14 protein-coding genes are annotated in these 15256 nt (G+C 73.9%); 8 read left to right on the forward strand and 6 right to left on the reverse strand.

Annotated elements, in window-relative coordinates; genetic code table 11:
- The first annotated feature begins 44 nt into the window (after positions 1-44).
- The 8 genes from KME75_RS46535 (at position 45) to KME75_RS00840 (ending at position 9895) form a co-directional block, all read left to right on the forward strand.
- Positions 45-887 carry an AAA family ATPase gene (locus KME75_RS46535; RefSeq protein ID WP_219412543.1) on the forward strand — a complete coding sequence of 281 codons (843 nt, stop codon included), beginning with the start codon at positions 45-47 and terminating at the stop codon, positions 885-887.
- A gap of 117 nt (positions 888-1004) precedes the next feature.
- On the forward strand, positions 1005-2018 hold the full coding sequence (locus KME75_RS00810; protein ID WP_219412544.1) for a LacI family DNA-binding transcriptional regulator: 1014 nt from the start codon (positions 1005-1007) through the stop codon (positions 2016-2018).
- Positions 2019-2231: 213 nt separating this feature from the next.
- The gene (locus KME75_RS00815; protein WP_219412545.1) at positions 2232-3251 is read left to right on the forward strand and encodes a LacI family DNA-binding transcriptional regulator; all 1020 of its coding nucleotides are present in this window, start codon (positions 2232-2234) and stop codon (positions 3249-3251) included.
- Between the two features lie 139 nt (positions 3252-3390).
- Positions 3391-4710: an extracellular solute-binding protein gene (locus KME75_RS00820; RefSeq protein WP_219412546.1), complete on the forward strand. Its 1320-nt coding sequence runs from the start codon at positions 3391-3393 to the stop codon at positions 4708-4710.
- Positions 4711-4716: 6 nt separating this feature from the next.
- Entirely contained in the window at positions 4717-5706 is a 990-nt protein-coding gene (locus KME75_RS00825) for a carbohydrate ABC transporter permease (RefSeq protein ID WP_219412547.1), read from the forward strand.
- Positions 5703-6599 (forward strand): carbohydrate ABC transporter permease, encoded by an 897-nt coding sequence (locus KME75_RS00830; RefSeq protein WP_219412548.1) that lies wholly within the window; start codon positions 5703-5705, stop codon positions 6597-6599. The genes KME75_RS00825 and KME75_RS00830 overlap by 4 nt, the downstream gene beginning before the upstream one ends.
- A gap of 39 nt (positions 6600-6638) precedes the next feature.
- A complete protein-coding gene (locus KME75_RS00835) occupies positions 6639-8084 on the forward strand; it encodes a glycoside hydrolase family 1 protein (RefSeq protein ID WP_219412549.1) in 1446 nt (481 codons plus the stop codon).
- 101 nt (positions 8085-8185) lie between these two features.
- Positions 8186-9895, forward strand: coding sequence for a hypothetical protein (locus tag KME75_RS00840; protein ID WP_219412550.1), 1710 nt, complete (start codon positions 8186-8188; stop codon positions 9893-9895).
- 7 nt (positions 9896-9902) lie between these two features.
- On the opposite strand, the gene KME75_RS00845 is transcribed toward KME75_RS00840, so the two are convergent.
- The 6 genes from KME75_RS00845 to KME75_RS00870 are packed head-to-tail and all read right to left on the reverse strand — an operon-like array spanning position 9903 to position 15187.
- Positions 9903-10208, reverse strand: a complete 306-nt coding sequence (locus KME75_RS00845; RefSeq protein ID WP_219412551.1) for a hypothetical protein — start codon at positions 10206-10208, stop codon at positions 9903-9905.
- The gene (locus KME75_RS00850; protein WP_219412552.1) at positions 10208-11200 is read right to left on the reverse strand and encodes a sigma-70 family RNA polymerase sigma factor; all 993 of its coding nucleotides are present in this window, start codon (positions 11198-11200) and stop codon (positions 10208-10210) included. Before KME75_RS00850 ends, KME75_RS00845 begins: the two co-directional genes overlap by 1 nt.
- A gap of 30 nt (positions 11201-11230) precedes the next feature.
- Positions 11231-12904, reverse strand: a complete 1674-nt coding sequence (locus KME75_RS00855; RefSeq protein ID WP_308282477.1) for a sodium/solute symporter — start codon at positions 12902-12904, stop codon at positions 11231-11233.
- On the reverse strand, positions 12901-13287 hold the full coding sequence (locus tag KME75_RS00860) for a hypothetical protein (protein ID WP_219412553.1): 387 nt from the start codon (positions 13285-13287) through the stop codon (positions 12901-12903). Before KME75_RS00860 ends, KME75_RS00855 begins: the two co-directional genes overlap by 4 nt.
- Positions 13284-14072: a LytR/AlgR family response regulator transcription factor gene (locus tag KME75_RS00865; protein ID WP_219412554.1), complete on the reverse strand. Its 789-nt coding sequence runs from the start codon at positions 14070-14072 to the stop codon at positions 13284-13286. The genes KME75_RS00860 and KME75_RS00865 overlap by 4 nt, the downstream gene beginning before the upstream one ends.
- The gene (locus KME75_RS00870; RefSeq protein WP_372452543.1) at positions 14069-15187 is read right to left on the reverse strand and encodes a sensor histidine kinase; all 1119 of its coding nucleotides are present in this window, start codon (positions 15185-15187) and stop codon (positions 14069-14071) included. The genes KME75_RS00865 and KME75_RS00870 overlap by 4 nt, the downstream gene beginning before the upstream one ends.
- Positions 15188-15256: the final 69 nt, after the last annotated feature.

Below are 15256 nucleotides of genomic sequence, written 5' to 3' on the forward strand. Positions count from 1 at the left end.
GATCGGTGCTGTCGCGCGACCCGCCGCTCGCCTACCGTCGCGCGATGCGGCCGACGTCGGAGCTGGTCGGGAGGGCCACCGAGCTGGCGGCCATGGCCGCCCGGCTGGACGACGCCGCGAGCGGCCGGGGCGGCCTGGTACTGCTGTCCGGGGAGCCGGGGATCGGCAAGAGCCGGCTCGCCGCCGCGGTGGCCGACCGCGCCGGCAGGCGCGGGATGAGCGTCGTCCTCGGCCACTGCCAGGAGACCGAGGGCGCCCCCGCATACTGGCCGTGGACGCAGGTCCTGCGGGCGCTGCACGCCGACGGACCGACCGACGCCGTCCTCGCCCCGCTGCTGGACGGTGCGGCCGGAGGCGCCCTCCACGGCGACCGGTTCCGGCTGTTCGCCGCCGCCGCCGATCTGCTGCTGCACGCGGCGGAGCAGCAGCCGTTGCTCATCGTCGTCGACGACCTGCACCGCGCCGACGAGGCGTCGCTCGCGCTGCTCCGGTTCGTCGTCCCCGCGCTGGCCAGGGCCCCGCTGCTGCTCCTCGGCGCGTACCGCGACACCGAGGTGCCCGCCCGGCATCCGCTCTCCGGCCTCCTCGGCGAGATCGCCGGGGACGGGGCGTTCGAGCTGGTCGCGCTCGCCGGGCTCACCCGGGCGGAGGCGGGCGAGCTCGCCGCCCGGATCACCGGCGACGCCGCGTCCGTCGACATCGGAGAAGTAGCCGACCGGCCGATCGACGGCGAGGACATCGTGCTGTGGCACACCTTCGGGATGACCCACGTGCCGCGCCCGGAGGACTGGCCCGTGATGTCCGTGGAGACGTGCGGCTTCCGGATGCGGCCGGTCGGGTTCTTCGACCGCAACCCGACGCTGGACGTCCCCTCGGGCCCGCGCTGACGCCGACCGTGCACACCCCGGCGCGGCCGTGCACATCGCGCGCGTTGTGCACGGTCACCGCGCGGTGTGCACGGTGGCCTGGCGCGGTGCGGCGGTGCGGGCTGTCATATTTGGGCCATGGTGAGAGCAGGGCGGGCGCCGACCCTCGAGTCGGTGGCGGCACTGGCCGGGGTGTCGCGGGCCACCGCGGGGCGGGTGCTGGCCGGGTCGACGACCGTCGGTGAGCAGGCCCGCGAGGCCGTGCTGCGCGCCGCGGAGGAGCTGTCCTACGTCACCAACCGGGCCGCTCGCTCACTCATGACGCGGCGCAGCGACTCGATCGCCTTCGTGGTGGGCGAGTCGGAGGAGCGGTTCTTCTCCGACCCCCACTTCGCGCTGGTCCTGCGGGGGGCGCACAACGGGATCGCGGGGCACGACGTGCAGCTCGTGTTCAGCATCCTGGGCCGCGACGCCGACCGGGACCGCTTCGAGCGGTTCGTCCGCGGCGGCCACCTCGACGGGGTGATGCTGCTGTCGCTGCACGGCGACGACCCGCTGCCGCTGCGGCTGGTCGCCGCCGGCGTCCCGGTGGTGCTGCTCGGGCGCCCGTTCACCCCGATCGACGGGCTCGGCTACGTCGACACCGACAACCTCGGGGGCGCACGCTCGGCGGTGGACCTGCTGGTGAGCCGGGGACGCACGCGGCTCGCGACGATCACCGGGCCGCTGGACATGACCGCCGCGATCGACCGCAGCGCGGGATTCGAGGCGCAGGTGCGCGAGCACGGCCTGCGCCCGCGCGGGGCGGTCGACGGCGACTTCTCCCTGGAGGGCGGCCGCGCGGCCATGCGCGCCCTGCTCGCCAGGAGCCCCGACCTGGACGCGGTCTTCGTCGCCAACGACCTCATGGCGCTCGGCGCACTGCACGAGCTCGCCGACGCCGGCCGCAGCGTGCCCGGGGACGTCGCCGTGGTCGGGTTCGACGACTCCCCCCTCGCCGCCGCGGCCCACCCGGCGATCACCACGGTGCGCCAGCCGATCGTCGCGATGGGCGAGGAGCTCGGGCGAAGGCTGATGGCGGGCATCAAGCAGGGCGAGCCGCAGCCCCCGGTCGTACTGCCCACGGAGATCGTGCTGCGCGAGAGCGCCTGAGCGGAGCTTGCGGAGCGATCATCCACACGAGCGCCGAGCTCGCGGAGCGATCATCCACACGAGCGCCGAGCTCGCGGAGCGATCATCCACACGAGCGCCGAGCTCGCGGAGCGATCATCCACACGAGCGCCGAGCTCGCGGAGCGATCATCCACACGAGCGCGGAGCTCGCGGAGCGATCACCGGCACGGACACGGCGTGTCATGCTGTGGACATGACAGCACGACCGGTGGGGCGGGCGGCGCCCACATTGGAGCAGGTCGCGGCGCGGGCCGGGGTCTCCCGGGCCACGGCGGGGCGGGTGCTCGCCGGGGTCACCACCGTGGGCGCGCAGGCCCGCGAGGCCGTGCTGCGCGCGGCCGCCGAGCTGTCCTACGTCACCAACCGCGCCGCCCGGTCGCTCATGACGCGGCGCAGCGACTCGATCGCCTTCGTGGTGGCCGAGACCGAGGAGCGTTTCTTCGGCGACCCCTACTTCTCGCTCGTGCTGCGCGGCGCGCACATGGCGGTGGCGGAGCACGACGTGCAGCTGGTGTTCACGATCCTCGCCACCCCCGAGGACCGGGAACGCTTCGAGCGCTTCGCCCGGGGCGGCCACCTCGACGGGGTGATCTTCGTGTCGCTGCACGGGGACGACCCTCTCCCCCGGTCGCTGCAGCAGGCCGGCATCCCGGTGATCCTCGCCGGGCGGCCGTTCCTGTCTCCCGACCTGCCCTACGTCTCGGCCGACAACGTCGGTGGCGCGCGCTCGGCGGTGACGCTGCTGATCGGCCGCGGGTGCCGGCGGATCGCCACGATCAGCGGACCGATGGACATGACGCCGTCGATCGACCGGCTGGCGGGCTACGAGACCGAGCTCGCCGCCGGCGGCCTGCGCGGCCACGGCGTCGCCGAGGGCGACTTCTCGGTGTGCAGCGGGCGGCGGGCGATGCGGGAGCTGCTCGCCGCCTCGCCCGACCTCGACGGCGTGTTCGCCGCCAACGACCTGATGGCGATCGGCGCCGTGCAGGTGCTGATCGAGGCGGGCCGGCGGGTGCCCGAGGACGTGGCGGTCATCGGCTTCGACGACTCCCCGCTGGGCGCGTCCGCCCGGCCCTCGATCACGTCCGTGCGCCAGCCGATCATCGAGATGGGCGAGGCGCTGGCCACGCGGCTGCTCGCCGGCATCGAGCGCGGTGAGCCGCAGCCACCGGTGGTCATGGGCACCGAGATCGTCCTGCGCGACACGGCCTGACCTGGCCGTTCTCTCCTCGTCAGCGGTGTATGACAACACGGTTCGGTCACGCCGAGAGAGCGCTCTCTGGACTTTTCCTCGGCGGACTGGGACTCTCCTCCCGTCGTGAGAGCGCTCTCTCACCCGGTTTGGAGGATCAATGCAGACCCCACGGAGGACGTCGGTCGCGATCGCGGCCGTCGCCGCGAGCAGCCTGCTGCTCACCGCATGCGGCTCCGGCAGCGACTCGGGCAGCAGCGACTCGGGAGGCGGCGGCGCGGCGGCGGGCGGCCCGGTCGAGCTCAGCGTGGCGCTGTTCGGCACGTTCGGCTTCGACGAGGTGGGCCTCTTCGAGGAGTACGAGCGGCTGAACCCCGGCGTCACCATCCGGTACGAGTCCACGCAGGGCGAGACGAACTACTGGCCCGCGCTCCAGACGCGCCTCGCGTCCGGCAGCGGCGTGGCCGACGTCCAGGGCATCGAGGTGGCGCGCATCGCCGACGTCACCACCAACCAGCCCGACCTCTGGACCGACCTGCGGGAGACCCCCGCCGCGGACGCCCTCGACGGCTACGTCGAGTGGAAGAGCGCCGCCGCCACCACCGAGGACGGCGCCGTGCTCGGCCTCGGCACCGACATCGGCCCGATGGGGATCTGCTACCGGACCGACCTGCTCCAGGCGGCCGGGCTGCCCACCGACCCCACCGAGCTGTCCGCCCGGATGCAGACCTGGGACGACTTCCTCGCCCTCGGTCGGGAGTTCCAGGCCAACGCGCCCGCGGGCGCGGCGTGGCACGACTCCGCGGGCGGGCTGTTCAACGCGATCATCTCGCAGGAGGAGACGCTCTACTCCGACGCCTCCGGTGAGCCCGTCTACGACACCAACCCGGTGATCCGGGCGGCGTTCGACCAGGCCGCGCAGGCCGGGCAGAACGGCCTCACCGCGAAGCTCGAGCAGTTCCTCGACCCGGCGTGGGACCAGGGCTTCGCCTCGGGCTCGTTCGCCACGATCGCCTGCCCGTCCTGGATGGTGGGCTACATCAAGGGCAAGGCGGGCGACGCGGGCGCCGGGCTCTGGAACGTCACCACGCTGCCCAACGGTGAGGGCGGCAACTGGGGCGGCTCCTACCTGGGCATCCCGGCCGTCAGCGAGCACAAGGAGGAGGCCGGCGAGCTCATCGCGTGGCTGACCGCTCCCGAGCAGCAGGCGAAGGTCTTCACCGAGGTCGGCAACTTCCCGTCGCGCACCGAGGCCATCGAGTCGGTCTCCGCCACCACCGACGAGTACTTCTCCGGCGCCCCGATCGGCCAGATCTTCTCCGAGTCCGCCGAGAGCGCGCCGGTGCAGACGATGGGCCCGAACGACGGCGCCATGGAGGAGGCCATCGTCCAGGCGCTGCTGTCGGTCGAGACGGCGGGCACCAGCCCCGAGGAGGCCTGGAACAACGCCGTGACCGAGATCCAGAACCAGATCGGCTGACGGCGGATGACCCTGCAAGTCGATCGTCCGGCCCCCGGGGAGCGCACGACGCCCCCGGGGGCCGGGGCCCCACCCCGGTCGACCTGGCGCTCCCACCTCTACCGCTGGGAGGGCCGGTCGGCGCCGTATGTCTACGTGGCGCCGTTCTTCCTGGTCTTCTTCGCCTTCGGCCTGTTCCCGCTGGTCTACACGGCGTGGATCAGCCTGCACCAGTACAAGCTCGGCAGCCGGATGCGGTGGAACGGCCTCGACAACTTCGTCTGGCTGTTCACCAACCCCTCCTTCTACAACGCGCTGTGGAAGACGTTCACGATCGGCGTCCTGTCGACCGTCCCGCAGCTGCTGCTGGCCCTCGCGCTGGCCCACCTGCTCAACTACAAGCTCCGCGGCCGCACGTTCCTGCGGGTCGCGATGCTGATGCCCTACGCCACCTCGGTGGCCGCCGCCACGCTGGTCTTCGCCCTGATCTTCGGCCGCGACCAGGGTGTGATCAACGGGCTGCTCGGGCTCGTCGGCGTCGAGCCGATCGACTGGCGCAACGGCGACTGGACCGCGCAGATCGCCATCTCGGTGATCGTGATCTGGCACTGGACCGGGTACAACGCCCTCATCTACCTCGCCGGCATGCAGTCGATCTCCAAGGACCTCTACGAGGCCGCGGCGATCGACGGTGCGAACCGCTGGCACCAGTTCCTGCACGTGACGATCCCGGGCCTGCGCCCCACGATCCTGTTCACGATCATCATCTCGACGATCGGCGCCAGCCAGCTGTTCGCCGAGCCGCTGCTCTTCGGCGGCGGCACGCCCAACGGCGGATCGGTGAACCAGTACCAGACCATCGGGCTGTTCATGTACGAACAGGGCTGGCACTACGGGCAGCTCGGCCGCGCCGCCACCGTCGCGTGGGTGATGTTCGTGCTGATCGTCGGCCTGGTGCTGGTCAACACGTGGCTCGCGAGCAGGCGCAGGCCCGCGGGCGAGGAGGCCCTCTCATGACCGCCGTGGACGAGCGCACCGCTGCAGCGCCCGCCGCACCGCCGGTGCTCAAGGCCAAGCGCGACTCCGGCGGCGGCCAGGACCGTGCGGGCTGGGTGACCTACACCATCCTGTGGGGCACGACGCTGCTGTTCATCGCGCCGTTCTACTACATGCTGGTGGCCGCGAGCAGGCCGATGGCGGAGATGAACGTCTTCCCGCCGCCGCTGCTGCCCGGCCCCGACCTGTTCCGCAACATCGCCACGGCGATCGACCAGCAGAACATCGGCCTTGCGCTGGTGAACTCGCTGGTGGTGTCGAGCATCATCACCGCCGCCACCGTGCTGTTCTGCACGCTCGCGGGATTCGCGTTCGGCAAGCTGCGCTTCAGGGGCCGCAACGTGCTGTTCGGGATCACGCTGGGCACGATGATGATCCCGCCGAGCCTCGCCGTCGTACCGCTGTACTCGATCATGGCCGATCTCGGGCTGGCCGGCGACCTCAGCTCGGTCGTCCTGCCGTCGCTGGTCACCGCGTTCGGCGTGTTCTTCATGCGGCAGTTCCTCATCCAGGCGCTCCCGGACGAGCTGTTGGAGGCCGCGAGGATGGACGGCGCCACCTCGCTGCGGACGTTCTGGAGCGTGGTGCTGCCGATCGCGCGCCCCGGCGCGGCGGTGCTCGCGATGCTCACCTTCATGACGGCGTGGAACGACTTCTTCTGGCCCGTCATCACCCTGAACTCCTCCAACCCCACCGTGCAGGTCGCGCTGAACAACCTCGGCAGCGGATACGTGCCGGACACCGCCGTGATCATGGCGGGCACGCTCATCGGCACCCTGCCGGTGCTGGTCGTGTTCGTGCTGCTCGGGCGGCAGATCGTGGGCGGCATCATGGCGGGCGCCGTCAAGGGCTGAACCGCTTAAGATGAGCGCTCGGGAAACGAAAGGACGACCTTGACCACCACCACCCAGGCCGCACCGTCGACCGATGCGTGGACGTTCCCACCGGGGTTCCTGTGGGGCTCCGCCACCGCGGCCTACCAGATCGAGGGCGCGGCGGCCGAGGGCGGGCGCACCCCGTCCATCTGGGACACCTACTCCCACACCCCCGGCCGCGTCGTCAACGGGGACACCGGGGACGTGGCCGACGACCACTACCACCGCTACCGCGAGGACGTCGCCCTCATGGCGCGGCTCGGGCTCACCTCGTACCGGTTCTCGGTGTCGTGGCCGCGGATCACCCCGCAGGTCACCGCGGACGCGCTCGGCCCGGTGAACCCCGAGGGCGTGCAGTTCTACTCCGACCTCGTCGACGAGCTGCTCGCCCACGGCATCACCCCGTCGGTCACGCTGTACCACTGGGACCTCCCACAGGCCCTCGAGGACGAGGGCGGCTGGGCGGACCGGCGCACGGCCGAGCGCTGCGGCGAGTACGCCCGGGTCGTCGCCGAGGCACTGGGCGACCGCGTGCCGCTGTTCATCACGCTCAACGAGCCGTGGTGCAGCGCCTACCTGGGCTACGCGAGCGGCGTGCACGCCCCCGGCCGCACGGAGGACGCCGCCGCGCTCGCCGCGGTGCACCACCTGAACCTGGCCCACGGCCTGGCCGCGGCCGCGATCCGCGAGGCCTCGCCGTCGTCGAAGGTGGCGATCACGCTCAACCTGGCGTGGGTGCGGCCGGAGGCCGGCTCCGAGGCCGACGCCGACGCGGCCCGCCGCGTGGACGGGCTCCAGAACCGGGTGTTCCTCGACCCGATCCTGCACGGCAGCTACCCGGCCGACGTGCTCGCCGACACCGCGGACGTCACCGACTGGTCGTTCATCCGGCCCGGGGACGTCGACGTGATCTCCGCGCCGCTGGACGCGCTGGGGATCAACTACTACTCCCCCACCATCGTGCGGCACTGGACGCGCGAGCGGCCCAAGGAGACGGCCGACGGCCACGGTGACGCCGAGGCCGCCACCCCGTGGATCGCCTGCGACGACGTCGAGTTCCCGACCCAGTACGGCCCGAAGACCGACATGGGCTGGAGCATCGACCCGCGCGGGATGACCGAGCTTCTGGTGCGCGTCGCCCGGGAGAAGCCGGGCCTGGAGCTCATGGTCACCGAGAACGGCGCGGCGTACCCGGACGTGATGGGTGAGGACGGCCGCGTCGCCGACCTCGGCCGCATCGAGTACCTGCGCACCCACCTCGCCGCGGTGCACCAGGCGATCGAGGCGGGCGCGCCCGTCACCGGGTACTACGTCTGGTCCCTGCTCGACAACTTCGAGTGGGCGTGGGGCTACGGAAAGCGTTTCGGGATCGTCCACGTGGACTACGACACGCAGGTCCGGACGCTCAAGGACAGCGCATTCTTCTACGCGGACGTCATCAAGGGAAACGCCGTCCCCCGCTGATCCGACTCCTTCCCTGACGACCCCGGCGGGCTCGGCGGCCGGGTAGTCTTACGGTCAGTGACGGGCCGGTCGGCAGCGGCGTCAGCGAACGGGGGATCCGGGTGCGGCTCGGCGACGACGACGATCTCGACGAAGGGCTCGAGCCCGACGATCCGGTCGACCTCGCAGCTCTCCGGGCGGACGACGACCTGGTGGAGGAACTGGCGGCCGGCCTCGCGGCCGCCGGTTCCCCCCGCGGGCGGTCCGCCGAGTCCGTCGATGACGAGTTGGTGGCCCTACTGGCGGCGTGGGTCACGGAGGTCCGCCCCGCCGAAACCGCTGTTCCCGTGGAGTCCGACCCGGACGTCCCCGCGCCGGTTGCGGCGCCGAACCCACGGCCGACCCCGCTGCCCGCGCCCGACCCGGTCGAGCCCGAGGCGCCCGCCCGCACCGGGCGGCACCGGGCCGTACCCACGCCCTACGCCGCGCGGCTCGCCGCAGCGGCCGCGGTCGTGGCGGTGCTGGGCGGCACGGGCCTCACCATGGATGCGGCGTCCGAGGCCACGCCCGGCACGGCACTGTGGCCGGTCACGAAGGTCCTCTACGCCGAGTACGCGCGGTCGGTCGAGGCCGCCGCCGACGTCTCCTCCGGGCTCGACGCCGCGCGCTCGGCGCTACGGGAGGGCCGCCGCGACGACGCCGCCCTCGCGATCGCGAGCGCGGGCGCCCGCCTGCCGGTGGTGCGGGCCGACCACGGCCACGACGACCTCGCCCGCGAACAGGAACGCCTCCGCGCGGAGCTCGACTCCGTCACCCCGCCCGCGCCCGAGCCCCGCGACCCCGCCCCGCTCGCCTCGGAGCGCGAGCCCGCCCAGCGCGGGCCCGCCCGGCCCGACGAGCTCGCCGAGGACGAGAACATCCTCGCCACGCCGCCTGCGCCTCGCGCGCGCGCTGCCACGCCCCCGCCGGCCGCCGGACCGGAGTCGCTCTCACTCCTCCCGCCGCCGCCCACCGCCACGGTCGACGCGTTCCTCCCGCCGCCCGTCGCCGCGGCCCTCGAACCGGCTCCCGGATCCGAACAGGCTCCCGAGTCCGAGCCCGAGCAGCAGCCGGGTGTGGCGGCCGTCGAGCCGGACGGCCCGTCCGCACCCGCCAGCGAGCCGGAGCCGGAGCCGGCGGGCGAGGGCCCCGAGCCCGAGGGCGAGCCCACGGGGGACGGCGAGCCGTCCTCGGGCGGCGACCCGCAGACCGAACCCGACCCTTCCGGCAGCGGGGACGAGCCGCAGAGCGACCCCGAGCCGCAGCCGCAGCCCGAACCACAGCCCGAGCCCGAGCCCGAGCCCGAGCCCGAACCGCAGCCGCAGCCCGAACCGGAGCCCGAACCCGAACCGCAGCCCGAACCCGAACCGCAGCCGCAGCCCGAGCCGGAGCCCTCGACCGGCGGGCAGTCGCCGTCCGAGCCCGCGCCCTCCGAGAGCGGCGAACCGCAGTCGGCGCCGGACCCTCAGCCGCAGCCGGACCCACGGCCGCAGCCCGAACCCGAGCCGCAGGCCGAACCCGAGCCGCAGCCCGAACCCGCCGACAGCGGTGAGCAGGAACCGCCCTCCGACGCTCCGGAGCCGGCGCAGGACACCTCCGTCGACGACACCAGCCCCGCGGAGTCCGGCAGTGAGAGCTCTGGCAGCGCGGGGTCCGGGGCCGGACCCGGGGCCGGGGCCGACGAGAACGACGTGGACGGGGCCGCAACCCCACCGAGCCGTCCCCGCTCGCCCATCAGTCCGCTGACCGACCTCATCACGAGGGGCCTGGAGAAGCTCCGCGGCGGGGAGTGACCGGCGCTCAGCCGATCTCGCCGTCTCCCCCGGCCCGCCGCGACACCGCCACCAGCACCACGGGTTCCAGCCCGGTGTTGTGCAGTGCGCGCAGTCCGAGCCCGGTCAGGCTCAGCACGGCTCCGCGCCCGAACCGCCGGTGCCCGCCCGCCCGGCACTCCAGGTCGACCTCCCCGCACTCGACCACCACCAGCGCGTCGCGCCACTCGGACTCGACGTAGGGGCGGGAGTCGGCGGGCGCGATGGTGACGACCCGGGTGACGAACGACGAGCCGAGCTTTCTGCCGAGGAACGACAGCCCCTCGCCGTCCATCAGAGTGTCGCAGGCAGGCCGAAGGCCGGGAACAGCTCGCTGCCGAACGTGACGACCTCGGTGACGAGGCCGTCCTCGATCCGCAGGACGTCGATGGTCACGGCCCGAAACTGGGTGTTGCCGCGGCGCCGGAGGTAGTTCGCGGCGGCGGGCTGCCGGTTCGTCCAGATGGGCACGCACCGGAAGTCGCCCCAGGCGTCCGGGCCGGCCATCGCCGTGGCCCAGCTGCTGATGATCGCGTCGCGGCCATGGATCCACTCCGGCTCCGGCGGCATCGTGAACAGCGCGTCCTCCCGCATCAGCGCGCCGAGCGCGGCCACGTCGGCGCGCTCGCAGGCGGCCATGAACTGCCGCAGCACCTCGCGCTCCCGCTCGCTCGGCGCACCGGCCGGGGCCCACTCGGTGCGCCGGGGCGGCAGCTTCTCCCGCAGCGTCGCCCGGGCCCGCTGCAGGCCGCTGTTCACCGATGCGACGGTGACCTCGAGTAGGTCGGCGGTCTCCGCGGCGGGCCAGCCGAGTACGTCGCGCAGGATCAGCACGGCCCGCTGCCGCGGCGGCAGGTGCTGGACGGCGACGAGGAAGGCCAGCTCGATCGTCTCGCGTTCCACGACGACCGCGTCCGGCTCGTCGGCGCCGGGCGCGGCCCGGTCGAGCAGGCGGTCCGGGTAGGGCTGCAGCCAGGTCACCTCGGCCGGGAGCCCCCCGGGCCGCGGAACCGGCTGCCGGGGATGGCGTTCCAGGTGGTCGAGGCAGGCGTTGGTGGCGATCTTGTAGAGCCAGGCGCGGAACGTGGACCGCCCCGCGTACGTCTCCCGCCGCCGCCACGCCCGCAGGAACGTCTCCTGCACCAGGTCCTCGGCCTCGGCGAACGAGCCGAGCATCCGGTAGCAGTGCACCTGCAGTTCGTTCCGGTGCCGCTCGACGATCCGGCCGAACGCCGACTCGTCGCCCGCCACCGCCGCCGCGACCGTGTCCGTCCCCACGCTGCTCATACCGGTTGAGACACCCGCGCGGGCGGAAACTCATCGCCGCACGCCGGCCTGCCCCTCGTCGAGGTGCAGCCGCAGCATCGCCGCCGCCGCCCATGCGGGCGGTCTCCCTCGCAGCGAGACCGCCACCATCGTGGCGAACGCCAGCGGCACCGACCACAGCGCGGGCTGCCCGAGCAGCAGCGCGGCGATCCCGGGCGGTGCGCCGAGGAACAGGTCGATGCCGATCACGCCCGCCGAGGAGACCAGGCCGACGACCATGCCGGTGATCGCCCCGGCCTCGGTGAGCCGGCGCCACCAGATGCCGAGCACGAGCAGCGGGCAGAACGTGGAAGCGGCCACCGCGAAGGCCGAGGTCACCAGCACGCCGACGTCCAGGCGGGCCGCGGGCAGCGCCAGCAGCACCACGACGGACGCGGCCGCGAGCGGGGTGAACCGCAGCCGCCGCAGCGTGCCGGGCACGAGATCGTGCGAGATCGCGCCGGACACCGCGAGCAGCAGGCCCAGCGACGTGGCGAGGAAAGCCGCGAAGGCGCCCGCCGTGAGCAGCGCGGTGAACATCGTCCCCGCGAGCCCCTGGTCGACCTGGGACGGCAGCTCCACGACCACCGTGTCGGTGCCGCCCGACAGGTACAGCTCGGGGAGCAGCACCGCGCCGAGCACCCCGTACACCGCGGGGAACAGGTAGAACACCCCGAGCAGCCCGACGGTGATCGCCGCGGTGCGCCGCGCGCCCCTGCCGTCGGCGCTCGTGTGGAACCGGATGAGGATGTGCGGCAGCCCCATCGTGCCCAGCACCGTCGCCACGAGCACCGACCACGTCGCGAGCACCGGGAAGCCCGAGTCGCCCGGGTCGAGCAGTGGCCGCGCCCAGTCCGGCCCGCCCGGGTGCCCGCCGCCCACCTGCGGCACGGCGGTGCCGGCCGCGAACCGCCAGGTGCTCCCGGCCTCGGCGGCGTAGCGGCCGGGAGCGAGCACCTGCTCGGGGCCGCCGCCGACGGAGACCGGCGTGGGCTCGGCGACGCTGAACTCGGTGTCGAGCCGGAACTGCACCGGGGTCGCCGTGGCGAACCGGTCGAACTCGACGGGCTCGAGCGCGGCACGGCGGGTGTCCGGCCCCACCTGCAGCACCAGCCAGATCGCCGGGACGATGAACAGCACCAGCTTGAGCACGAACTGGAACGCCTGCACGTAGGTGGCCGCGCGCATCCCGCCCAGGGCGAGGGTGACGCTCACCGCGGCGCCGGCGACCACCACTCCCACCCAGTACGGGCTGCCGCTCACCACCCCGAGCACCTGGCCGGCGGCGGTGAACTGCGGCACCAGGTACAGGCAGCCGATCACCAGGACCACGCACGCCGAGAGCTTGCGCAGCGCCGACGATCCCAGCCGGGCCTCGGCGAAGTCCGGTACGGTCAGCGCGCCCGTGCGCCGCATGGGCGCGGCGACGAGCGCGAGCATCGCGATGTAGCCGGCCGTGAACCCGACCGCATACCAGAGCGAGCCCACACCGTCCTTGACCACGAGGCCCGCAATGCCCAGGAACGACGCCGCCGACAGGTACTCCCCGGACACCGCGGCGGCGTTGACCGTCGGGGAGATCCGCCGGGACGCCACGAGGAAGTCCGACGTGGACCGCATCGCGGCGACGCCTCGCGCGCCGATGAGCAGGGTCACGAGCAGGACGGGGACGATCGCGAGGATCACTCGGCCACCCCCGGCCGCCCCGCCCGTTCGGTCCGCCCCGGCCGTTCGATCCGCTCGGCACGGCGCAGCTGCCACGCGGCGAGTCCGGCAAGCACCGGGTAGGGCAGCACCGCCACGGCCAGCCAGGACACCGGGATCCCGGCCAGCCGCACGCCGTCGAGCTCGGGAAGTGCAGCCAGCAGCAGCGGCAGGCCGAGCAGCAGCAGGGCGAGCAGCCCGAGCACGCCCAGCGCGAGGCGCAGCTGCCGCCGGTGGATCCGGCGGGCCCGCTCGGCGTCGGCGGGCGCCAGGTGGGGCGCGGCAGCCGGGACCCCGGTCCGGCGACCGGAGCGCGCGAGCCGGGTCTGCGGGCTGGTGACGGCGACGCGGCGCTGCCGGGTCATCGCTGCGCCCCGCCCCCCGGCGGCTCGAACGCCCCGCGGGTGGCGGCCTCGAGCAGGTGCTCGCGCAGCTCGCGCGCGTGCCGGCGGCTCACCGGGACGTCGCCGACGTCGGTGTGCGCGAGCAGCCCGCCGGACACGTCGCTGCGCAGCTCCCGCACCGCGTGCACGGCGAGCAGGTAGCTGCGGTGCACCCGGCTGAAGCCCGCGGGCTGCCAGTGCTCCTCCAGCCGCGAGATCGGGATCCGCACGAGGTGTGCCCCGTCGCGGGTGTGCAGCCGCACGTAGTCGCCGTGGGCCTCGACGAACCGGACGTCGTCGCGCCGTACGAAGCGCGTGCGCCCGGCCAGCTCCACGGGGACCGCGGCCAGCGCGTCGACGGGCGCCGGTGCGCGCTCCGGCTCGGCGGTGGAGGCCACGAAACGGCGCACCCGGGCCAGCGCGGCGGCGAGCCGTTCGGGCCCCACCGGCTTGAGCAGGTAGTCGACCGCCCCGATCCCGAACGCCGACGCCGCGTGCTCCTCGTAGGCGGTGACGAACACGATCACCGGCGGGTCGGTCATGCGGGCCAGCAGCGCCGCCAGCTCCATCCCGTCCAGCGCGGGCATCGAGATGTCGAGGAACACCGCGTCGAACGGGTTGGCCTGGATCAGCCGCAGCGCGGCGATCGGGTCGCCCGCGACCGCGACGTCGGCCACGTCGGGCGACTCCAGCAGGAGCCTGCGCAGCTCCTCGAGCGCGGGCGCGACGTCGTCCACCGCCAGCACGAGCAGCCCTGGGCGCGTCACGACGCCACGACCCCGGGCTGGAACCGCGGCAGCCGCAGCAGCACCCGGGTGCCCGCGCCGACGGCGGTCTCGATGACGAGCCCGTAGCCCGGGCCGAACACCGTGCGGAGCCTGCGGTCGACGTTCACCAGCCCCATGCTGCCCGGGCGTCCGCGTCCGGCCAGCACCGCGGCAGCGTGTTCGGGGTCCATCCCGGGCCCGTCGTCCTCCACCGTGATCACGCACTCCGTCCCGTCGGCCTCGCCGCTGACCTGTACCAGCCCGCTGGAACCCGGCAGCTCCACCCCGTGCCGGACGGCGTTCTCGACCAGTGGCTGCAGCGCAAGGTACGGCAGGGCGACGGGCAGGACCTCCGGGGCGATCCGCACCTGCACGCGCAGCCGCTCCCCGAGGACGGCACGGGCGAGTGCGAGGTAGGCCTCGATCGCCTGGAACTCCCCCGCGACGGTCGTGTAGTCCCCGTGCCGGGCGAGGCTGTGGCGGGTGTACTGGGCGAAGTCGAGCATGAGGTCGCGCGCGCGCTCCGGATCGGAGCTGACGAACGAGGCGATCGCCGTGAGGCTGTTGTAGACGAAGTGCGGGGAGATCTCCGCCCGCAGCGCCCGCAGCTCGGCCTGCTCGGCGACGTCGGCGGACTGCTCCAGCCGCGCCCGCTCCAGCGCCTCCTCCACCCACCCGGCGGCCTCACGCACCGCGGAGCCGGACACCGCGCCGACGACGACGAGCACGCCCGCCAGCCCGTCGCGGGCCCGGACGGGCAGGGCGACCGCGCCGTCGCCCGCCGCCCGCGCGTCGGTGTCGAGCGCCCGCTCGATCAGCGCCTCCACGGCGGTCCCCTCCGGGACGTAGCCCGCCCAGGACAGCTCGCCGTGCAGCCCGGCCAACGCCACGGCGTCCGCCCCGAGGAGCTTGCGCAGGTTACGCGCGGCCGCCGGGGCCCCCGCGCCGCCGATGCCGTCGCGCAGGTCGGCCGCGGCCCGCCGCGCGAGCGCGACCGCGCCCATCGCCTCCGCACCCTGCCGCCCCCGGCGCCAGCCACGGCGGGCCCTGCCGTCGCGCCCCGGGCCGTCGGGCGTGCCGCCCTCGGGCGTGGGCACCGCATCCACTGCAACCATGGCCGCCTCCGTCGAGAACAGGGCGACGTTAAGTCACTACCGCGGGTGGGTGCCAGCGGGTGTCGACAA

The sequence above is a fragment of the Pseudonocardia nigra genome (assembly GCF_019396355.1).
In the GTDB taxonomy this organism is placed as follows: domain Bacteria; phylum Actinomycetota; class Actinomycetes; order Mycobacteriales; family Pseudonocardiaceae; genus Pseudonocardia; species Pseudonocardia nigra.

Excerpts from the sequence above, each read along its gene's own strand:
- KME75_RS46535 (WP_219412543.1), top strand. The coding sequence starts at position 45 with ATGCGGCCGACGTCGGAGCTGGTCGGGAGGGCCACCGAGCTGGCGGCC.
- KME75_RS00810 (WP_219412544.1), top strand. The coding sequence starts at position 1,005 with ATGGTGAGAGCAGGGCGGGCGCCGACCCTCGAGTCGGTGGCGGCACTG.
- KME75_RS00815 (WP_219412545.1), top strand. The coding sequence starts at position 2,232 with ATGACAGCACGACCGGTGGGGCGGGCGGCGCCCACATTGGAGCAGGTC.
- KME75_RS00820 (WP_219412546.1), top strand. The coding sequence starts at position 3,391 with ATGCAGACCCCACGGAGGACGTCGGTCGCGATCGCGGCCGTCGCCGCG.
- KME75_RS00825 (WP_219412547.1), top strand. The coding sequence starts at position 4,717 with ATGACCCTGCAAGTCGATCGTCCGGCCCCCGGGGAGCGCACGACGCCC.
- KME75_RS00830 (WP_219412548.1), top strand. The coding sequence starts at position 5,703 with ATGACCGCCGTGGACGAGCGCACCGCTGCAGCGCCCGCCGCACCGCCG.
- KME75_RS00845 (WP_219412551.1), bottom strand. The coding sequence starts at position 10,208 with ATGGACGGCGAGGGGCTGTCGTTCCTCGGCAGAAAGCTCGGCTCGTCG.
- KME75_RS00850 (WP_219412552.1), bottom strand. The coding sequence starts at position 11,200 with ATGAGCAGCGTGGGGACGGACACGGTCGCGGCGGCGGTGGCGGGCGAC.
- KME75_RS00860 (WP_219412553.1), bottom strand. The coding sequence starts at position 13,287 with ATGACCCGGCAGCGCCGCGTCGCCGTCACCAGCCCGCAGACCCGGCTC.
- KME75_RS00870 (WP_372452543.1), bottom strand. The coding sequence starts at position 15,187 with ATGGTTGCAGTGGATGCGGTGCCCACGCCCGAGGGCGGCACGCCCGAC.